14 protein-coding genes are annotated in these 17,385 nt (G+C 74.0%); 6 read left to right on the top strand and 8 right to left on the bottom strand.

What is annotated here, in order from left to right:
- The first annotated feature begins 26 nt into the window (after nt 1–26).
- Together ACFC2L_RS13990 and ACFC2L_RS13995 are read left to right on the top strand one after the other, a co-directional pair.
- Nucleotides 27–1,760, top strand: coding sequence for an ABC transporter ATP-binding protein (locus tag ACFC2L_RS13990; protein WP_375824892.1), 1,734 nt, complete (start codon nt 27–29; stop codon nt 1,758–1,760).
- On the top strand, nt 1,757–3,877 hold the full coding sequence (locus ACFC2L_RS13995; RefSeq protein WP_375824893.1) for an ABC transporter ATP-binding protein: 2,121 nt from the start codon (nt 1,757–1,759) through the stop codon (nt 3,875–3,877). Before ACFC2L_RS13990 ends, ACFC2L_RS13995 begins: the two co-directional genes overlap by 4 nt.
- A gap of 87 nt (nt 3,878–3,964) precedes the next feature.
- On the opposite strand, the gene ACFC2L_RS14000 is transcribed toward ACFC2L_RS13995, so the two are convergent.
- The 3 genes from ACFC2L_RS14000 to ACFC2L_RS14010 form a co-directional block, all read right to left on the bottom strand.
- Nucleotides 3,965–4,237: a metal-sensitive transcriptional regulator gene (locus ACFC2L_RS14000; RefSeq protein ID WP_087472270.1), complete on the bottom strand. Its 273-nt coding sequence runs from the start codon at nt 4,235–4,237 to the stop codon at nt 3,965–3,967.
- A gap of 329 nt (nt 4,238–4,566) precedes the next feature.
- Nucleotides 4,567–4,926, bottom strand: a complete 360-nt coding sequence (locus tag ACFC2L_RS14005) for a rhodanese-like domain-containing protein (RefSeq protein WP_375824894.1) — start codon at nt 4,924–4,926, stop codon at nt 4,567–4,569.
- Nucleotides 4,923–6,689, bottom strand: a complete 1,767-nt coding sequence (locus ACFC2L_RS14010) for an FAD-dependent oxidoreductase (protein ID WP_375824895.1) — start codon at nt 6,687–6,689, stop codon at nt 4,923–4,925. Before ACFC2L_RS14010 ends, ACFC2L_RS14005 begins: the two co-directional genes overlap by 4 nt.
- A 152-nt stretch (nt 6,690–6,841) precedes the next feature.
- Here ACFC2L_RS14010 and ACFC2L_RS14015 point away from each other — a divergent pair, with 152 nt between their 5' ends.
- Nucleotides 6,842–7,915, top strand: a complete 1,074-nt coding sequence (locus tag ACFC2L_RS14015) for a phosphodiester glycosidase family protein (RefSeq protein WP_375824896.1) — start codon at nt 6,842–6,844, stop codon at nt 7,913–7,915.
- Nucleotides 7,915–9,078 carry a glycosyltransferase gene (locus ACFC2L_RS14020; protein ID WP_375824897.1) on the top strand — a complete coding sequence of 388 codons (1,164 nt, stop codon included), beginning with the start codon at nt 7,915–7,917 and terminating at the stop codon, nt 9,076–9,078. The genes ACFC2L_RS14015 and ACFC2L_RS14020 overlap by 1 nt, the downstream gene beginning before the upstream one ends.
- Here ACFC2L_RS14020 and ACFC2L_RS14025 read toward each other — a convergent pair.
- The 3 genes from ACFC2L_RS14025 to ACFC2L_RS14035 form a co-directional block, all read right to left on the bottom strand.
- Nucleotides 8,987–11,902: a cation-translocating P-type ATPase gene (locus ACFC2L_RS14025; protein WP_375824898.1), complete on the bottom strand. Its 2,916-nt coding sequence runs from the start codon at nt 11,900–11,902 to the stop codon at nt 8,987–8,989. The genes ACFC2L_RS14020 and ACFC2L_RS14025 overlap by 92 nt on opposite strands.
- Nucleotides 11,903–11,986: 84 nt before the next feature.
- Entirely contained in the window at nt 11,987–12,400 is a 414-nt protein-coding gene (locus ACFC2L_RS14030) for a type II toxin-antitoxin system VapC family toxin (protein ID WP_375824899.1), read from the bottom strand.
- Nucleotides 12,397–12,648 (bottom strand): type II toxin-antitoxin system Phd/YefM family antitoxin, encoded by a 252-nt coding sequence (locus tag ACFC2L_RS14035; protein ID WP_087472263.1) that lies wholly within the window; start codon nt 12,646–12,648, stop codon nt 12,397–12,399. The genes ACFC2L_RS14030 and ACFC2L_RS14035 overlap by 4 nt, the downstream gene beginning before the upstream one ends.
- A gap of 90 nt (nt 12,649–12,738) precedes the next feature.
- Here ACFC2L_RS14035 and ACFC2L_RS14040 point away from each other — a divergent pair, with 90 nt between their 5' ends.
- A complete protein-coding gene (locus tag ACFC2L_RS14040; protein ID WP_375824900.1) occupies nt 12,739–13,620 on the top strand; it encodes a TrmH family RNA methyltransferase in 882 nt (293 codons plus the stop codon).
- Nucleotides 13,621–13,721: 101 nt separating this feature from the next.
- On the top strand, nt 13,722–15,950 hold the full coding sequence (locus ACFC2L_RS14045) for a HelD family protein (RefSeq protein ID WP_375824901.1): 2,229 nt from the start codon (nt 13,722–13,724) through the stop codon (nt 15,948–15,950).
- A 9-nt stretch (nt 15,951–15,959) separates the two neighbouring features.
- On the opposite strand, the gene ACFC2L_RS14050 is transcribed toward ACFC2L_RS14045, so the two are convergent.
- Both ACFC2L_RS14050 and ACFC2L_RS14055 read right to left on the bottom strand, forming a co-directional pair.
- Nucleotides 15,960–16,664: an esterase/lipase family protein gene (locus ACFC2L_RS14050; RefSeq protein WP_375824902.1), complete on the bottom strand. Its 705-nt coding sequence runs from the start codon at nt 16,662–16,664 to the stop codon at nt 15,960–15,962.
- Between the two features lie 202 nt (nt 16,665–16,866).
- Nucleotides 16,867–17,316 carry an SRPBCC family protein gene (locus ACFC2L_RS14055; protein WP_375824903.1) on the bottom strand — a complete coding sequence of 150 codons (450 nt, stop codon included), beginning with the start codon at nt 17,314–17,316 and terminating at the stop codon, nt 16,867–16,869.
- Between the last annotated feature and the right edge of the window lie 69 nt (nt 17,317–17,385).

Below are 17,385 nucleotides of genomic sequence, written 5' to 3' on the forward strand. Positions count from 1 at the left end.
GTAGCCCCCACCCGGACAGGAAACCCATGCTCGTCAGCCTCCTGAAGACGCGGTTGCGTCCCTACCTGACACCGATCCTCATCCTCCTCGGCCTCCAGCTCGTGGCGACGCTCGCGTCGCTGTACCTCCCGAGCCTCAACGCCGACATCATCGACCAGGGCGTCACGCAGGGCGACACCGCCTACATCATGCGCACCGGCGGCCTGATGCTCCTCGTGAGCCTCGGGCAGGTCGTGTGCGCGGTCGGGGCCGTCTACTTCGGCGCCCGGGTCGCGATGTCGTTCGGCCGCGACGTGCGCGCCGGGCTGTTCACCAACGTGCAGCGCTTCTCCGCGCAGGAGATGGGCCAGTTCGGCGCGCCGTCGCTCATCACGCGCACGACGAACGACGTGCAGCAGGTGCAGATGCTCGTGCTGCTCTCCCTGACGATCATGGTCATGGCGCCGATCATGCTGGTCGGCGGCGTGGTCATGGCCCTGCAGGAGAACGTCGAGCTCTCCGGCCTGCTCCTCGTCATCGTGCCCGTGCTCGGCGTGAGCGTCGGGCTGATCATCTGGCGGATGGTCCCGTACTTCCGGCAGATGCAGAAGAAGATCGACGGCATCAACGCCGTCCTGCGCGAGCAGATCACGGGCATCCGCGTGATCCGCGCGTTCGTCCGCGAGCGGCGCGAGGCCGAGCGGTTCGACGTCGCGAACGACGCCCTGTTCGACGTCTCGCTCAAGGCGGGCAAGCTCATGGCGCTCATGTTCCCGACCGTCATGCTCGTCATGAACGCGTCGAGCGTCGCGGTGCTGTGGTTCGGCGGGCGCCAGATCGACGCGGGCGACATGGAGGTCGGGGCGCTCACCGCGTTCCTGTCCTACCTCATGTACATCCTCATGGCCGTGATGATGTCGACGATGATGTTCATGATGGTGCCGCGCGCCGCGGTCTCCGCCGAGCGCATCACGGACGTCCTGCGCACGACCGCCACGGTCGTCGAGCCGGAGCGTCCCGTCGCCCTCACCTCCCGGACCGGGCGCGTCGAGCTCGACGGCGTCGAGTTCCGCTACCCGGGGGCGGAGGACCCGGTGCTGCACGACGTCTCGTTCGTCGCGGAGCCGGGGCAGACGACCGCGATCATCGGCTCGACGGGGTCCGGCAAGACGACGCTGCTCAACCTCGTGCCGCGGCTGTTCGACGTCACGGGCGGGTCCGTGCGCATCGACGGCACCGACGTGCGCGACCTCACCGGCGCGGACCTCGGCTCGCTCCTCGGCCTCGTGCCGCAGAAGGCGTACCTGTTCTCCGGCACCGTCGCGGACAACCTCCGCTACGGCCGCCCCGACGCGACCGAGGAGCAGATGTGGGCGGCGCTCGACGTCGCCCAGGCCCGCGAGTTCGTCGAGGCGCTGGACGGCGGGCTCGACGCGCCCGTCGCACAGGGCGGGACGAACTTCTCGGGCGGACAGCGTCAGCGGCTGGCGATCGCCCGCGCGATCGTGCGCGACCCCGCGGTCTACCTGTTCGACGACTCGTTCTCCGCGCTCGACTACGCGACCGACGCGCGCCTGCGCGCGGCCCTCGCGCCCCGCACCCGGCACTCCACGGTGATCGTCGTCGCGCAGCGCGTCGCGACGATCCGTGGCGCCGACCAGATCCTCGTGCTCGACCACGGCCGCATCGTCGGTCGCGGCACGCACGCCGAGCTCCTCGAGTCCAACGAGACGTACCAGGAGATCGTCTACTCCCAGCTCTCGATCGAGGAGGCAGCATGAGCGGCGAGCAGGACGCCTCGCGCACGCCCGCGCCGTCGGGCCGGGACGCTCCCGCGCCCGGCTCCGACACGCCCACCGCGAAGGGTGGCGACGTCGCCCGCACCCGGCTCGCCGGACGTCCCCGCGGCGGCGGTGGGCACGGCCCCATGGGCGGCATGGGCGTGCCCGGGGAGAAGGCGCTCGACTTCAAGGGCTCCCTGCGCCGGTTCGCGGCCTCGCTGCGGCCCGAGCGCGTGCCGATCGTCGCGGTCGTGATCCTCGGCGTCGTCTCGGTGGCGCTCGCCGTCGCCGGACCCAAGCTCCTCGGGAACGCGACGAACATCATCTTCGCGGGCGTCGTCGGGTCCCAGCTCCCCGCGGGCGTGACGCAGGCCCAGGCCGTCGACGCGCTGCGCGCCCAGGGGCAGGACCAGATCGCGGACCTCGTCTCGGGCGTCCCCGGCCTCGTCCCGGGCGAGGGCATCGACTTCACGGCGCTCGCGACCGTGCTGGCGTGGGTGCTCGCGGTCTACGTCGGCTCGTTCCTGTTCGGCTGGCTGCAGGGGCGCATCACGGCGATCGTCGTGCAGCGCACCGTCTACCGGCTCCGCGGCGAGGTGCAGGCCAAGCTCGGACGCCTCCCGCTGTCGTACTTCGACCGAAACCCGCGCGGCGACATCCTCTCGCGCGTGACGAACGACATCGACAACATCTCCCAGACCCTGACGCAGACGCTCTCGCAGCTCGTGACGTCGGTCCTCACCGTGCTCGGCGTGCTCGGCGTGATGTTCTGGATCTCGCCGCTGCTCGCGGTGGTCGCCCTCGTGACGGTGCCGCTGTCCGTGATCGTCACGGCCCAGATCGCCAAGCGCTCGCAGCCGCAGTTCATCCAGCAGTGGGCCGCCACGGGGCGCCTCAACGCCCACATCGAGGAGATGTACACCGGGCACACGCTGGTCAAGGTCTACGGTCACCAGCAGGCCGCGATCGACGACTTCGAGCGTGAGAACGCCGACCTGTACGACGCGAGCTTCAAGGCGCAGTTCATCTCCGGCACCATCCAGCCGGCGATGGGGTTCATCGCGAACCTCAACTACGTGATCGTCGCGGTGGTCGGCGGTCTGCGCGTCGCGTCGGGCACCATGACGCTCGGTGACGTGCAGGCGTTCATCCAGTACTCGCGCCAGTTCACGCAGCCCATCACGCAGATCGCGTCGATGATGAACCTGCTCCAGTCGGGCGTCGCGTCGGCCGAGCGGGTCTACGACCTGCTCGACGCCGAGGAGCAGACGCCGGACCCGTCGCCCGCGAAGACGGTCGACCCGGTGCGCGGCCGCGTCGCGTTCGAGGACGTGTCGTTCTCCTACAGCCCCGACACGCCGCTCATCGAGCACCTCGACCTCGTCGTGGAGCCGGGCCAGACGATCGCGATCGTCGGGCCGACGGGCGCGGGCAAGACCACGCTGGTCAACCTGCTCATGCGGTTCTACGACGTCGACTCCGGCCGGATCACGCTCGACGGCGTGGACACGCGCGCCATGACGCGCGACGACCTGCGCTCCGACATCGGGATGGTGCTCCAGGACACGTGGCTGTTCAAGGGCACGATCGAGGAGAACCTGCGCTACGGCGTGCGCGACGGGCGCGACGTGGGCGAGGAGGAGTTCCTCGCGGCGACGCGCGCGACGCACGTCGACCCGTTCGTGCGCACGCTGCCCGACGGCTACGCGACGGTGATCGACGACGAGGGGTCGAGCGTGAGCGCGGGGGAGAAGCAGCTCCTCACGATCGCGCGCGCGTTCCTCGCCGACCCGGCGATCCTCGTCCTCGACGAGGCGACGAGCTCCGTCGACACGCGCACGGAGGTGCTCGTGCAGCAGGCGATGAACGCGCTGCGCGAGGGCCGCACGTCGTTCGTCATCGCGCACCGTCTGTCCACGATCCGCGACGCGGACACCATCCTCGTCATGGAGCACGGCTCGATCGTCGAGCAGGGCTCGCACGACGAGCTGCTCGCGGCCGGCGGCGCGTACGCGCGGCTGTACGAGAGCCAGTTCGCGGCGCCCGTCGGCGCCGAGGCGGAGGACGACGCGGTGGACGCGGCCGCGGCCCCTGCCGGCCGGCCGGCCGGCGCCTGACACGGCTCGGCCCGCGGCGGTCCACCGGAGGGCGGACCGCCGCGGGCCGCGTGCGGGGGCGACCAGGGCCGGCGACCCGCCCGGCGCTCAGGCGAGCGAGAGGAACAGCTTCTCGAGCTTCGCCACGTCGAGCGTGGGGTCCTCGCCATCCTCGGCCGGCTCGGTGAGGCACTGGCGCATGCCGGACGCGATGATCGCGAAGCCCGCGCGGTCGAGCGCGCGCGACACGGCGGAGAGCTGCGTGACGATGTCCTCGCAGTCCCGCCCCTCGTCGATCATGCGCACGACGGCCGCGAGCTGGCCCTGGGCGCGCTTGAGCCGGTTGACGACCTTGTCCATGTCGGTGCGGTCGAGCTCCACGGGTGTTCTCCTGCGTTCGTCTCGGAAGGGTGGCAGCGAGCGTGCTGCCGGAGGGCCGGCGTCTGCCGGACGGCCCGCGTCAGGGCCGGGGTCGGCGGGCCTGCGTCAGGCGCAGGTGCAGCGCTGCTCGGGCGGCACCTCGGCCATGACCTCGTCGGCGTGCATGCCGCAGCCGGTCCAGGTGGTCTTGCCGCACGTGCGGCACAGGGCGGGACTGCACACGGTGTGTCTCCTCGTTTCGGGGGTTCGGGGGTTCGGGGGTTTCGGAGGTTTGGGTGCGGGTGTCGGGGCCGCCCTCGGGGGCGGGGGCTCGGTCGGGTGGTGCAGGATCAGCGTCGCACGGCTCCGCCCGCGGCCTGCCACGCGCCGAGCCCGCCGGACAGGCTCGTCGCGGCGTAGCCGAGCGAGCGGAGCTGGCGGGCGGCGGTGCGCGAGCGCATCCCGGACGCGCACACCACGACGACGGTCGCGCCGTCCTGCAGGCGCCGCGGCGCGGCCGACGGGACGTCGGCGAGCGGCACGTGCACGGCCTGGGGCGCGTGCCCGGCGCGCCACTCGTCGCGCTCGCGCACGTCCAGGAGCGTCGCGCCGTCCCGGACGAGCTGCACCGCCGTGGCGGCGTCGATCGTCGGGCGGACACCGCCGTCGTCGGGCGAGCGGGAGAAGAGGCGGCGGAGGCGGTCGATCATGCGGGGACTCCTTCGAGGGTGCGCGCGGCGCGCGGCGTGGTGGTCAGGGTGAGCCAGCCGCCGGAGAGGTTGCGCGCGTCGAGCCCGGCGGCGAGCAGGACACGGGTGGCGAGGTAGGACCGCACGCCGCTCGCGCAGTGCACGGCGACGGGGCGCCCCGCCGCGGCGACGCGCACCTCGTCGAGCCGCTCGCGCAGCTCGGTGTGCGGCACGTTGAGGGCGCCGTCGAGGTGGCCGCCGGCGTGCTCGGCGCGCGACCGGACGTCGAGCACGAGCGACGACGCGACGACCTCGTCGAGGTCGGCCGCGTGCCACTGCGGCATGGTGCCGTCGAGCACGTTCTGCGCGACGAACCCCAGCATGTTGACGACGTCCTTGGCGGCGCCGTAGGGCGGGGCGTACGCGAGCTCGAGCTCCGCGAGGTCGTCGGCCGTGAGCCCGGCGCGCAGCGCCGTCGCGAGCACGTCGATGCGCTTGTCCACCCCGGCACGGCCGACGGCCTGGGCGCCGAGCAGGCGGCCGTCGGGCGCGAAGCTCGCCGTCACGTGCACGGGCTCCGCCCCGGGGAACCAGCCCGCGTGGTGGGCCGCGTGGACGCGCACCTGCTCGTGCGCGACGCCGACCGACGTCAGGGTCGCGTGGCTCGGCCCGGTGACCGTGGCCGTGAGGCCGAACACGCGCACGACGGCGGTGCCGAGCACGGGTGCCTGCGGCGTCGTCCGGTGGCCGAGCATGGCGTCCGCCGCGCGTCGGCCCTGGCGGTTGGCCGGTCCGGCGAGGGGGACGGGGCCAGTCGCGCCGGTGACCGCGTGCACGACCTCGACGGCGTCGCCGACGGCCCACACGTGCGGGTCGGACGTGCGCTGGTCGGCGTCGACGCGGATCGCGCCGCGCTCCCCGAGGGCGAGCCCGGCAGCCGCGGCGAGGTCGCTCGCGGGCCGGACGCCCACGCTCACGAGCACGACGTCCGCGTCGAGCGCGGTGCCGTCCTCGAGCTCGAGCGTGACGGCGTGGGCGGCGCCGGTCGGTTGCGGCACGACGGCGGTCGCGGAGGTCCCGAGGTGCAGCCCGACGCCGTGGTCGCGCAGCTCGTCCGCGAGCAGCGGTGCGAGGTCGGGCTCGAGCGGCGGGAGGACCTGCTCGGCGCGCTCGACGACGTCGACCACGAGCCCGCGCGCGACGAGCGCCTCCACCGCCTCCAGGCCGATGAACCCCGCGCCCACGACGGCGGCCCGCACCGGTGCGGTGCGGCCGGCGGCGACGTCGGCCTCGAGGTGCGCGAGCCGCTCGGCGAGCGCGTCGAGGTCCGTGATCGTCCGCAGCGTGTGCACGGCCGGGTGGTCGATCCCCCGGACCGGCGGGAGCACGGTGGTCGCGCCGGGCGCCAGGAGGAGCGCGTCGTAGCCGAGCTCGTACGTCCCGTCCTCGGTGGCGACGGTGACGGTGCGCGCGGCGCGGTCGATCGCGGTGACGCGGTGCCGGGTGCGCACGTCGAGGTCCAGGCTGGCGCGCAGCGACGCGGGGGAGTGCAGCAGGAGGGCGTCGCGGTCCGCGATCTCGCCGGACACCTGGTACGGGAGCCCGCAGCCCGCGAACGAGACGTGGTCGGACTGCTCGAGCACCACGATCGACGCGTGCTCGTCGAGGCGCCGGGCGCGCGCGGCGGCGCTCATGCCGCCCGCGACGCCCCCGACGATCACGACACGGCGTGCGCCGTGGGTGTCGGACGGACGGGTCGTCGAAGCAGGAGTCGAGGTGATCATGGCTCCACGATACCCCCGGGGGTATCGTTCGACGCAAACCGACGGGCTGAGAGGTCCGTCACGGGACGTCCTGGGCGGCGGGTGCGGCCGCTCACAGCCGACGAACAGCCACGCCATCCGAGTGGCACACACCCGCTCCGTAGACACGGACCATGAGCACCCCGACCTCGACGAGCACCCCGGCCCCGACCCCGCAGGACCCGACCCCGCACGACCCGCCCGCCGCCCGACGCCGACGACGGTGGCGCGTCGCGCTCGTCGCGGCCCTCGCCGTGGTGCTCCCGCTGGGAGGCGCGACGGCGTGGGCGCTGGACCGGTTCGTCGTCGAGCACGTCGAGATCGCCGACGTGTCGGCGTACGAGGCGTCGCAGGGTGCCGACGCCGACGGGACGTCGGAGCAGGGCACGACGGCGGACGGCAGCGCGGGCGCACCGGACGGCGGCTCGACCGGCACCTCGGACAGCGGCGCGAGCATCGACGGCGACACGTACACGTCCGACGGCACGAGCATCACGGTCTCCCGGGTGACCACCGGCTCGGGCGACGACACCGTGACGTACTACGTGGCCGACGTCGTGCTCTCCGACATGACGGACCTGCGCTCCGCGTTCGCGCAGGACGCGTTCGGCACGAACATCACCGAGACGACGTCCGACATCGCCGCCGACCACGACGCGGTCCTCGCGATCAACGGCGACTACTACGGGTTCCGCGACACGGGCACCGTCATCCGCAACGGCGTCGTGTACCGGGACGAGGGCGCGCGCGAGGGCCTCGCGCTCTACCGCGACGGCCACGTCGAGGTCTACGACGAGACGACGACCGACGCGCAGAGCCTCGTCGACGCCGGCGTGTGGAACACGCTGTCGTTCGGGCCCGCGCTCGTCGAGGACGGCGAGGTCGTGGCCGGGATCGAGGACGTCGAGGTCGACACGAACGTCGGGAACCACTCGATCCAGGGGGAGCAGCCGCGCACCGCGATCGGCGTGGTCGACGAGAACCACCTCGTCCTCGTCGTCGTGGACGGCCGTCAGGAGGGCTACTCGCGGGGCGTGACCATGACCGGGCTCGCGGAGATCCTGCAGGACCTCGGCGCGACGACCGCGTATAACCTCGACGGCGGAGGGTCCTCGACGCTGTACTTCGACGGCGAGGTCGTCAACAGCCCGTCGCAGGGACGCGAGCGCGGCACGTCCGACGTCCTCTACGTCGCCGACGGTGCGTGATGGCCGCCGCGACCACGCACGCCCCCGCAGCGCTGCCCGGCGCGGGCGCCGCCCGGACCGCCGTCGTCGTCCCCGCGTACCAGCCCGACGCGCGCCTCGTCGCCCTCGTGGACGCGCTGCGCGTCGCGGTCCCCGGGCTGCCGGTCGTGATCGTCGACGACGGCAGCGACCGGCGGTGCGGGGGAGTGTTCCGCGCGGTGCGCGCGCTGGGCGCGGTCGTGCTCGCGGTGCCGGTCAACCGCGGGAAGGGCCACGCGCTGCGCACGGGGATCCGGTGGGTGCGCGACCGCCTGCCCGGCCACGGCGTCGTGTGCGCCGACGCGGACGGGCAGCACACGGTCCTCGACGTGCTGCGCGTGGCGGCGCGGTCGCAGGCCGAACCCGACGCGGTCGTGCTCGGCGCGCGCCGCTTCGCCGGTGTCGTCCCGCTGCGCAGCCGCGTGGGCAACGCCGCGACACGCTGGGCGTTCACGGCCGCGACGGGGACGCGCGTGCGCGACACCCAGACCGGGCTGCGCGCCTACGGGCCGGGCCTGCTCGACGCCCTGCTCGCCGTGCGGGGCGACCGGTACGAGTACGAGCTGCGCGCGCTCCTCGACGCGACCCGCACGGGCCGCCGGATCGTCGAGGTGGACGTCGCGACGGTCTACCTCGACGACAACGCGTCCTCGCACTTCCGGCCCGTCGCGGACTCCCTGCGCGTGTGGGCGCCGCTGCTGCGGTTCGCCGCGTCGTCGCTCGGGTCGGCCGCGGTCGACGTCGTCGCGCTGCTCGTGCTGCACGCGCTCACCGGGTCGCTCCTCGCGGGCGTGGTGGGCGCGCGCCTGCTCAGCGCGGGCGTGAACTTCGCCGTGAACCGTCGCGTCGTCTTCGCCGGCGGGCGCGACGTCCCGCTGCGCGCCGCCGTCGTGCGCTACGCGGCGCTCGCGGCCGTCCTGCTCGCGGCGAGCTACGGGCTGCTCGCGCTGCTGACCGGTCTCGGCGTCCCGCTCCTCGCGGCGAAGGTCGGCACCGACGCCGCGCTGTTCGCGACGAGCTACGAGGTGCAGCGGCGGGTGGTGTTCGCTCGCCTCACCCCTGGACGGCGCGCTGACCGGGGTCGTGCCGCTCGACGAGGGCGGGCACGTGGTCGCGCGCGGTCCAGCGCCGGCCGACCCACTTGACGACCTCGACGAGCAGGAAGACGACGAGCGCGAGCCCGAGCGTCTTGCCCCACTCGACGACGTCGATGGGGGCCGAGTCGAACCAGGAGTGCATGAACGGCGCGTAGACGAACACGGCCTGGAGGGCGAGGAGCGTCACGGCCGAGATCCAGATCACCCGGTTGCCGCGGAGCACGTCGAGCGTGAGGCTCGACCGGTCGAGGAACCGGCAGTTGAACAGGTACGCGAGCTGGCCGAGCGCGAGCATCGTCACGGCGGTCGTCTGGGCCTCGGCGATCGGGACGCCCTGGGCCCGCTCGACGTAGAACAGCAGGATCGTCGCGCCGCCGATGAGGAGCGAGACGAGCAGGATGCGCCGCACGTAGGCACCGTCGAGGATCGACGCCTTGGGGTCGCGCGGGGCGCGGCGCATGACGTCGGGCTCCGCCTTCTCGTACGCGAGCGCGAGGGACAGCGTGACGGCGGTGATCATGTTGATCCACAGGACCTGGACCGGCTGCAGCGGCAGCGTGAGGCCGAACAGGACCGCGACGAGGATGACGAGCGACTGCGCGCCGTTGGTCGGCAGGAGGAAGAGCACGGACTTGCGGATGTTGTCGTAGATCCGTCGCCCCTCCTTCACCGCGCGCTCGATGGTCGCGAAGTTGTCGTCCGCGAGCACGACCTCCGCGGCCTCCTTGGTCGCCTCCGTGCCCTTGATGCCCATCGCGACGCCGACGTCCGCCTGGGTGAGGGCGGGGGCGTCGTTCACGCCGTCGCCCGTCATGGCGACGACCTCGCCGTGCGACTGGAGCGCGGAGACGATCCGGATCTTGTGCTCGGGGCTCGTGCGCGCGTACACGTCGACGTCGCGCACCACCTGCCGCAGCCGCTCCGTGCTCATCTCCTCGAGCTCGGGGCCCGTGAGCACGTCCGGCGCCGCGGCCTGCCCGGTCTCGTCGTGCGGGTCCACGATGCCCATCTCGCGGCCGATCGCGAGGGCCGTGCCCGCGTGGTCGCCCGTGATCATCTTCACGCGGATGCCCGCGTCGCGGCACTCGGCGATGGCCTCGATCGCCTCCGGCCGCGGCGGGTCCACGATGCCGACGAGCCCGCACAGCTCGAGCCCGTCCGCGACGTCGTCGACGTCCAGGTCGGCCGTGCCGTCCGCGGCGGTCCGCCGGGCGGCGGCGAGCACGCGCAGCCCGCGACCGCCGAGCGCGTCGATCTGCGCGTCCCAGAACGCGCGGTCGAGCGGGTCGGTGCCGCCGTCCTCGGCCACCTGGGTCGCGCAGCGGTCGAGCACGCGGTCCGGCGCACCCTTGACGTGCACGTGCAGGCCGCCGTCGGGGTCGGCGTCGAGCGTCGCCATGAACTTGTTCTCGGACTCGAACGGCACGACGGCGACGCGCCGCCACCCCGTGGGGTCGACGCCCGCCTTCATGCCGAGCGTGCGCAGCGCGCCCTCGGTCGGCTCGCCCACGAGCCGCCAGCCGTCGGCGTCGGACTCGTCGGGGACGATCCGCGCGTCGTTGCAGAGCATCATGACGGTCGCCAGGGCCGCGAGGTCCCGGTCGTCGGCGAGGTCGGCGTGCCTCGTGCCCGACGCCGGTGCGTCGCCCGAGCCGTCCACCTCGCCCGGTGCGCCGGTCGCCCCGGGGCGAGACGCGTCGTCGGGCACGGTCACGTCTCCGACGGGCGCGTACCCCGCTCCGGCGACGGTGAACGTCCGCCCGCTCGTTCGGACCGTGCGCGCCGTCATCTCGTTCTTGGTGAGCGTCCCCGTCTTGTCCGAGCAGATCGTCGTGACGGACCCGAGGGTCTCGACCGCGGGCAGCTTGCGCGTGATCGCGCGGCGGCGGGCCATCTGCTGCACCCCGAGCGCGAGCGTGATCGTCACGAGCGCGGGCAGACCCTCCGGCACTGCGGCGACCGCGAAGCCGATGGACGCCGAGATCAGCTCCGGGACGGTGAAGTCGTGGAAGACCCGGCCGATGATGACCATGACGACGGCCATCGCGAGGATGAGCACCGCGAGGAGCTTGCCGAACCGGTCGAGCTGGCGCGTCAGCGGCGTCGCGAGGCTGCGGACCTCGGAGATCATCGTCTGGATGCGGCCGATCTCCGTCGCCGTGCCCGTCGCGGTGACGACCCCGACGCCCTGTCCCGCCGCTACGAGCGTGCTCGAGAAGAGCATGCTCGACCGGTCGCCCACGCCCGCGTCCGCAGCGACCGCGTCGACCTTCTTGGCCGCCGCGACGGACTCGCCCGTGAGCGCCGACTCCTCGACGCGTAGGTTCGTCGCCTGGATCAGCCGCACGTCCGCGGGCACACGGTCGCCCGAGCGCACGCGCACGACGTCGCCGGGCACCACGTCGTCGGCGTCCACGCGGGCCCACGCACCGTCGCGTCGCACCTCGGCGTTGACGGACAGCATGTTCCGGATGCCTTCGAGCGCGCTCTCCGCGCGCCCCTCCTGGATGAACCCGATCGCCGCGTTGATCACCGCGACCGCGAGGATCACCGTGAAGTCGACCCAGTCGCCGAGGATCGCCTTGAGCACCGCCGAGACGAGCAGGATGTAGATGAGGACGTCGTCGAAGTGGACGAGGATCCGCTTCCACAGCGGGTCGCGCTGCGGCGGCGGCAGCCGGTTGGGCCCCACCTCTGCGAGCCGCGTCGCGGCGTCGGCGCTGGAGAGGCCGCCCGCATCCGTCCCGAGCTCGGCGAGGACGGCGTCGGGCGGGCGCGACCACGGCGCGTCGAGCGACCGTTCGGTCGTGCTCGCCGAGGTCGAGGAGGCCGCCGTGGCGGGGGTCGGTGCAGCGTCCGGCGCGGATCCCATGCCCCTATTCGACCCCCGATGCCCGGATCGCGCGAGGGGCGAAGGACCGTGACCCGCGACACGCCAGCGGCCGGCGGTCAGCGGTCAGGGTGAGGAGAACGGGTTGACGACGGGGACGCCGCTGTCGACGAAGTCCCGGGTGTTCCGTGTCGCCACCGTGAGCCCGTGGGCGAGCGCGGTCGCCGCGAGCAGGGAGTCGACGACGGGCAGCGGGCGCGCCGCGTGCACGGCCGGCCATCGCTGCGCGATCTCGAGCGTGACGGGGAGGATGCGGTCCCCGTACGTCTCCTCGAGACCGTGGACCCACGTCTCGAGCGCGGTCGCCCGCGCGGCGTCGCGAGACATGAGGCGCTGGACACCTGTGCGGATCTCGCCGATGGTCAGCACCGAGAGGTAGATCTGATGGGTCCGGAGCCCGCGGAGCCACGCGACGACCTGTTGGTCCGCGCGGGGCCGTACGAGCTCGGAGACGACGTTCGTGTCGAGCAGGTACCTCACGCGTCGATCCCGAGATCGAGCTCACGCATCGGAGTCCGGTCGCGGACGATCTCGAGGTCGTCCGTCGTGGGCGCCTGGAGGAGGTAGTCGGCGAGCTCCACGCGGACCCCGGCGAGCTCGTGGTAGAGGTCGATCCCGACGACGACGGCGATCTCCTTGCCGTGCCGTGTGATGACCTGCGGGCCGTTCTCGGCCTCTCGCAGGACTTCGCTGAGGCGTTGCTTCGCGTCTTGCACCTGCCAGCTCACACGAACCTCCCCACCTCGTTCTGTCTGGACAGTCTAGACGGACGTTCTCGGCGGAGCCAAGGCGCGTGGCGGTGCTGGAAGAATCGACGCGTGAGCGACACCAGCACTCGGCCCGACCTGCGGGTCGTGCACGTCACCGACCCCACCGACGACCGCCTCGCGGACTACAACCGACTGACCGACGTCGCGCTACGGTCCAAGCACGAGCCGGAGAAGGGCCTCTACATCGCGGAGAGCTCGACCGTCATCCGGCGCGCGCTCGCCGCGGGGCACCGGCCGCGGTCGTTCCTCATGGCCGAGCGCTGGCTCGACGACCTGGCCGACGACATCGCCGCCCTTCCGGTCGACGACGCCCCCGGCGGGACTGGTGAACAGGTCCCGGTCTATGTCGGCGCCCCCGACGTGCTGGAGGCGATCACCGGGTTCCACCTGCACCGGGGGGCGCTCGCGGCGATGCACCGTCCGCCGCTCGCGACCGTCCACGACCTGCTCTCGGCGGCCCGCGGCGGCACGGGGGCCCGGCGCGTCGCCGTGCTGGAGGACGTCGTCGACCACACGAACGTCGGCGCGATCTTCCGCTCCGCCGCCGCGCTGGGCGTGGACGCCGTGCTCGTCTCCCCGCGGTGCGCGGACCCGCTCTACCGCCGCTCGGTGCGCGTGAGCATGGGCACGGTGTTCCAGGTGCCGTGGACGCGGTTCGAGACCTGGCCGGGCGGGCTCGACCTGCTGCGGGAGGAGGGTTTCACCGTCGCCGCGCTCGCGCTCGCCGACGACGCGGTGAGCCTCGACGACGTCGTGGCCGACCCGCCCGAGCGGCTCGCGCTCGTGCTCGGCACGGAGGGCGACGGGCTCTCGCGCGGCGCGATCGCGGCGGCGGACCGGGTCGTGACGATCCCCATGGCCGGGGGAGTGGACTCGCTCAACGTCGCTGCGGCGTCGGCCGTCGCGTTCTGGGCGACGCGCGTGCCCTGACCTCGGCGAGCCCTCCTTCGAGACGACGCCCCGCCGCCGGGAACAATCGGGCGGGACGGTGCGTTGGGCCCGTGTCCGTACGTCGTACGAGAAGAGGTTCCGTGCCGGTCCAGCCCTCTCCGTCCCTGCCCGCCACCGATCACCGCGATCACCGCGATCATCGCGGCCACCGCGACCCCTTCGCGCACGCCGTCGCCGAGGAGCAGCGGCACCTCGACGTCGCGCTCGCGCGCCGCACCCGGCTCCTCGCGGAGCTCGACGCGCAGCTCGCCGTGCCGACCGACCCGGACCGCCCCGGCGCCGAGGCCGTCGTCGAGCGCTCCCGGCGGGCCGGGCTGCGCCGTCGGCGTACCGAGCTCGAGCGCGCGGAGAGCGGGCTCGTGTTCGGCCGCGTCGACACCGTCGAAGGCGTGACGCGCCACGTCGGGCGCGTCGGGATCGCGGCGTCCGACGCCGACGCCGACCCGCTCGTGCTCGACTGGCGCGCCGACGGCGCCCGCGCCTTCTACACCGCGACCGCGCGCGAGCCGCAGGGCCTCGCGCGGCGCCGGCACGTGCGGACCGCGGGGGAGCGGGTCACGGGCGTGGACGACGAGCCGCTCGACGGGTCGGCGACCGGGGCGGACGACGAGGACGGCCTCGTCGGCGAGGGCGCGCTGCTCGCGGCGCTGTCCGAGCGCCGCACGGGCCGCATGGGCACCGCGGTCGCGACGCTCCAGGTCGAGCAGGACGCGATCGTGCGCGCCCCGGCGGAGCAGACGCTCGTCGTGCAAGGCGGCCCGGGGACGGGCAAGACGGTCGTCGCGCTGCACCGCGTGGCGTACCTGCTCTTCACGCACCCGCACCTCGCGGAGCGCGGCGTGCTCCTGCTCGGCCCGTCGTCGCGGTTCCTCGAGTACGTGGCCCAGGTGCTGCCCGCGCTCGGGGAGACGGCGGTCGTGTCGGCGACGTGCGACACGCTCGTGCCCGGCGTCGCGCCCGAGCGCGACGAGGTGCGCGAGATCGCCGAGCTCAAGGGCCGCGCGCTGTGGCAGGACGTCGTCGCCCGCTACGCCGACTCCCTCGTCCCGGACGCGCGGGCGCTGACGGTGCGCCTCGACGGCGAGCCGCTCCCGCTCGGCGCGGACCGGGTCGCCCAGGTCCTGCGGGCCGCCCGCGCGGGCGACCGGAGCGTGCGCGCCGCGCGGCGCCGGGCCGTGGACCTCCTGCTCGACGCGCTCGTCGACGAGGCCGCGGCGCGGCACGCGCAGATGCTCGAACGGGTCGAGGAGGGGTTCGAGGACGCGCTCGGGAAGCTCGACGCCGGTCTCGCCGCGCGCGACGACCGCGCCCCGACGACCGGCGCGCGCGGCGGCGACGTCGACGGCGAGCTCACGGACGACGACCTCGACCGGCTCCGCGGCGAGCTCGCGCGCGACGCCGGGTTCACGGCGGTCCTCGACGCGTGGTGGCCCGTCGTCGACGCGCGCGCGGCGCTCGCGGGCCTGCTGGGCGACGCCGTGCTCCTCGCGCGGCACGCGCCGGAGCTCTCGGCCGCGGAGGTCGCCCTCGTGGCGCGCGAGCCTGCCGCGCTCGCGCCGAGCGACGTCCCGCTCCTCGACGCGCTCGCCGACGCGCTCGGCACCCCGGACGCCCCCGGCGAGCAGGGCGAGTTCCTCGCGCAGCGGGCCGCGACGCACCGCGACTGGGCCTACGGGCACGTCGTGGTCGACGAGGCGCAGGAGCTCTCGCCCATGCAGTGGCACATGGTGCTGCGTCGCTGCCCGACGCGTTCGGTGACCGCCGTCGGGGACGTCGACCAGACCGAGGCGCCGCACCGCCACACGGACTGGGCGGACGTCGTCGGCCCGGTCTTCGGCGAGCGCTGGCACCGCGCGAACCTGACGATCTGCTACCGCACGCCCCGCGAGGTCATGGAGCTCGTCGGGCCCGTGCTGCGCGCGGCGGGCAGCCGCAACGTGCCGCCCCGTGCGGTGCGCGACGCCGGGGTCGCGCCGCGCGACGTCGTCGTGCCCGCAGGCGCGTCGGACGTGACCCTGGGTGCGGCGGTCGCGACCGAGGTCGCGCGCCTCGCGGAGCGGTACGACGGCGGTTCCGTCGGCGTCGTGGCGCCGCGCGACCGGCTGGGGCACCTCGGCGTGGCCGTCGGTGCCGTCCCCGTCCTCAGCACCTCGGAGGCGAAGGGGCTCGAGTGGGACGCGGTGGTCGTCGTCGACCCCGAGGGCATCGCCGCGGAGCCGCGCGGCTGGAACGGCCTGTACGTCGCGATGACCCGGTGCACGCAGGAGCTCGCGCGCGTCATGGTGGGCGCGTCGTCCGGCTCGGTCTGAGGACCGCGCTCAGTCGCGGGAGGTCGACCGGGCGAGCCGTTCGACCTCCCGCACCACGACCTCGACGAGCGCCGGGTCGCCGAGCGGGAGGAAGTGCCCCGCGAGGGGCAGCTCGACGTTCCGGCCGCCCTCGAGCCGCCCGGTCTCGGGGATGTGCGGGTCGAAGCGCGGGTAGACGGCCGTGATGCGGGCGTCCACGCCGCGCTCCGCGGCGAGCGCGAGCAGCGCCGCGTCCCGCGGCGAGAACGCGCGCAGCGTGCGGCCCAGGAGGTAGCGCGCGTAGCTGGAGCCGTTGAACGGCGTCGCGACGGCCACCATGCCGGCCACGCGCGACCCGGCGGGCGAGAGCATGACGCGCTTGCCCACGAGACCGCCCTTGCTGTGCGCGACGAGGACGACGTCGTGCAGGTCCGCCTCCACGAGGAAGGCGGCGGTGCGGTCGGCCGCCTCGGCGAACGGGCGCCGGTTGTACCCGAGGTCGGGCACGGCGTGCACCGGGTGCCCGGCCCGCGCCAGCGCCGTCGCCACCGGCGCCAGGAGCTGCCACGTCTCGTAGACGCCCGGCAGCAGCACGACGGGGTCGCGGCCGCCCGGGCCGCGTGGGACGGGACGTCGCGACCGGACGAGGCCCGCGACCTGGCGTGCCGCCACGTACGCGTAGTCCGCCGCGCGGTCGCGCAGCCGCAGCGTCCCCACCCACCGGGGCGCCCTCACGCGCTCCCTCCCGCGGCCAGGACGGCCGCGTCGACGGTGTCCGGTCCCGGGCGGGCCGGGGCGTGCGCGGTCATCGCACCAGGATGGCGTGGGGAGTCCGCCTCGCGCGCGTCGGACGCCGCCGCACGTGACGGAGCGGGCCCGGGAACCCGGACCCGCTCCGTGGCGTCGCCGGTGGCCGGCGGGGCTGCACGTCGGGACGTCAGCCGACGTCCCCGCGCCAGGCACCCGTCTCGGTCCCGCGCGACTCGATGAACTCCTTGAACCGCGCGAGGTCGCCCTTGACGCGGCGCTCGTCGAGCTGGAGGACGTCGCCGACCTTCTCCACGACACCCTCGGGCGACCAGTCGAGCTGGACGGTCACGCGGGTCTGCGCGTCATTCAGCCGGTGGAACGTGACGACGCCCGCGTGGTCCGGGCCCGACGTGCTGTTCCACGCGACGCGCTCGTCGGGGTGCTGCTCCGTGATCTCCGCGTCGAACTCGCGCTCCACGCCGCCGATCTTCGTCCTCCAGTGCGTGTGCGTCGCGTCGAGCTGTCGGATCTCCTCCACGCCCTCCATGAAGCGGGGGAACTCCTCGAACTGCGTCCACTGGTCGTAGGCCCTGCGGACGGGGACGTCGACGTCGATCGACTGGGTGACCGTGCTCATCGGTGTGACCTCCTGAGGTAGCGGGCGGTACCTCTTCACCCTGTCGGGGGTCTGGTTCGCTCGCGCGTC

The sequence above is a fragment of the Cellulosimicrobium sp. NPDC055967 genome, assembly GCF_042269845.1.
Lineage (GTDB): Bacteria > Actinomycetota > Actinomycetes > Actinomycetales > Cellulomonadaceae > Cellulosimicrobium.

Coding starts and splice junctions, on each gene's coding strand:
- ACFC2L_RS14055 (WP_375824903.1), bottom strand. CDS start 17,316: ATGAGCACGGTCACCCAGTCGATCGACGTCGACGTCCCCGTCCGCAGG.
- ACFC2L_RS14020 (WP_375824897.1), top strand. CDS start 7,915: ATGGCCGCCGCGACCACGCACGCCCCCGCAGCGCTGCCCGGCGCGGGC.
- ACFC2L_RS13995 (WP_375824893.1), top strand. CDS start 1,757: ATGAGCGGCGAGCAGGACGCCTCGCGCACGCCCGCGCCGTCGGGCCGG.
- ACFC2L_RS14015 (WP_375824896.1), top strand. CDS start 6,842: ATGAGCACCCCGACCTCGACGAGCACCCCGGCCCCGACCCCGCAGGAC.
- ACFC2L_RS14005 (WP_375824894.1), bottom strand. CDS start 4,926: ATGATCGACCGCCTCCGCCGCCTCTTCTCCCGCTCGCCCGACGACGGC.
- ACFC2L_RS14010 (WP_375824895.1), bottom strand. CDS start 6,689: ATGATCACCTCGACTCCTGCTTCGACGACCCGTCCGTCCGACACCCAC.
- ACFC2L_RS14025 (WP_375824898.1), bottom strand. CDS start 11,902: ATGGGATCCGCGCCGGACGCTGCACCGACCCCCGCCACGGCGGCCTCC.
- ACFC2L_RS13990 (WP_375824892.1), top strand. CDS start 27: ATGCTCGTCAGCCTCCTGAAGACGCGGTTGCGTCCCTACCTGACACCG.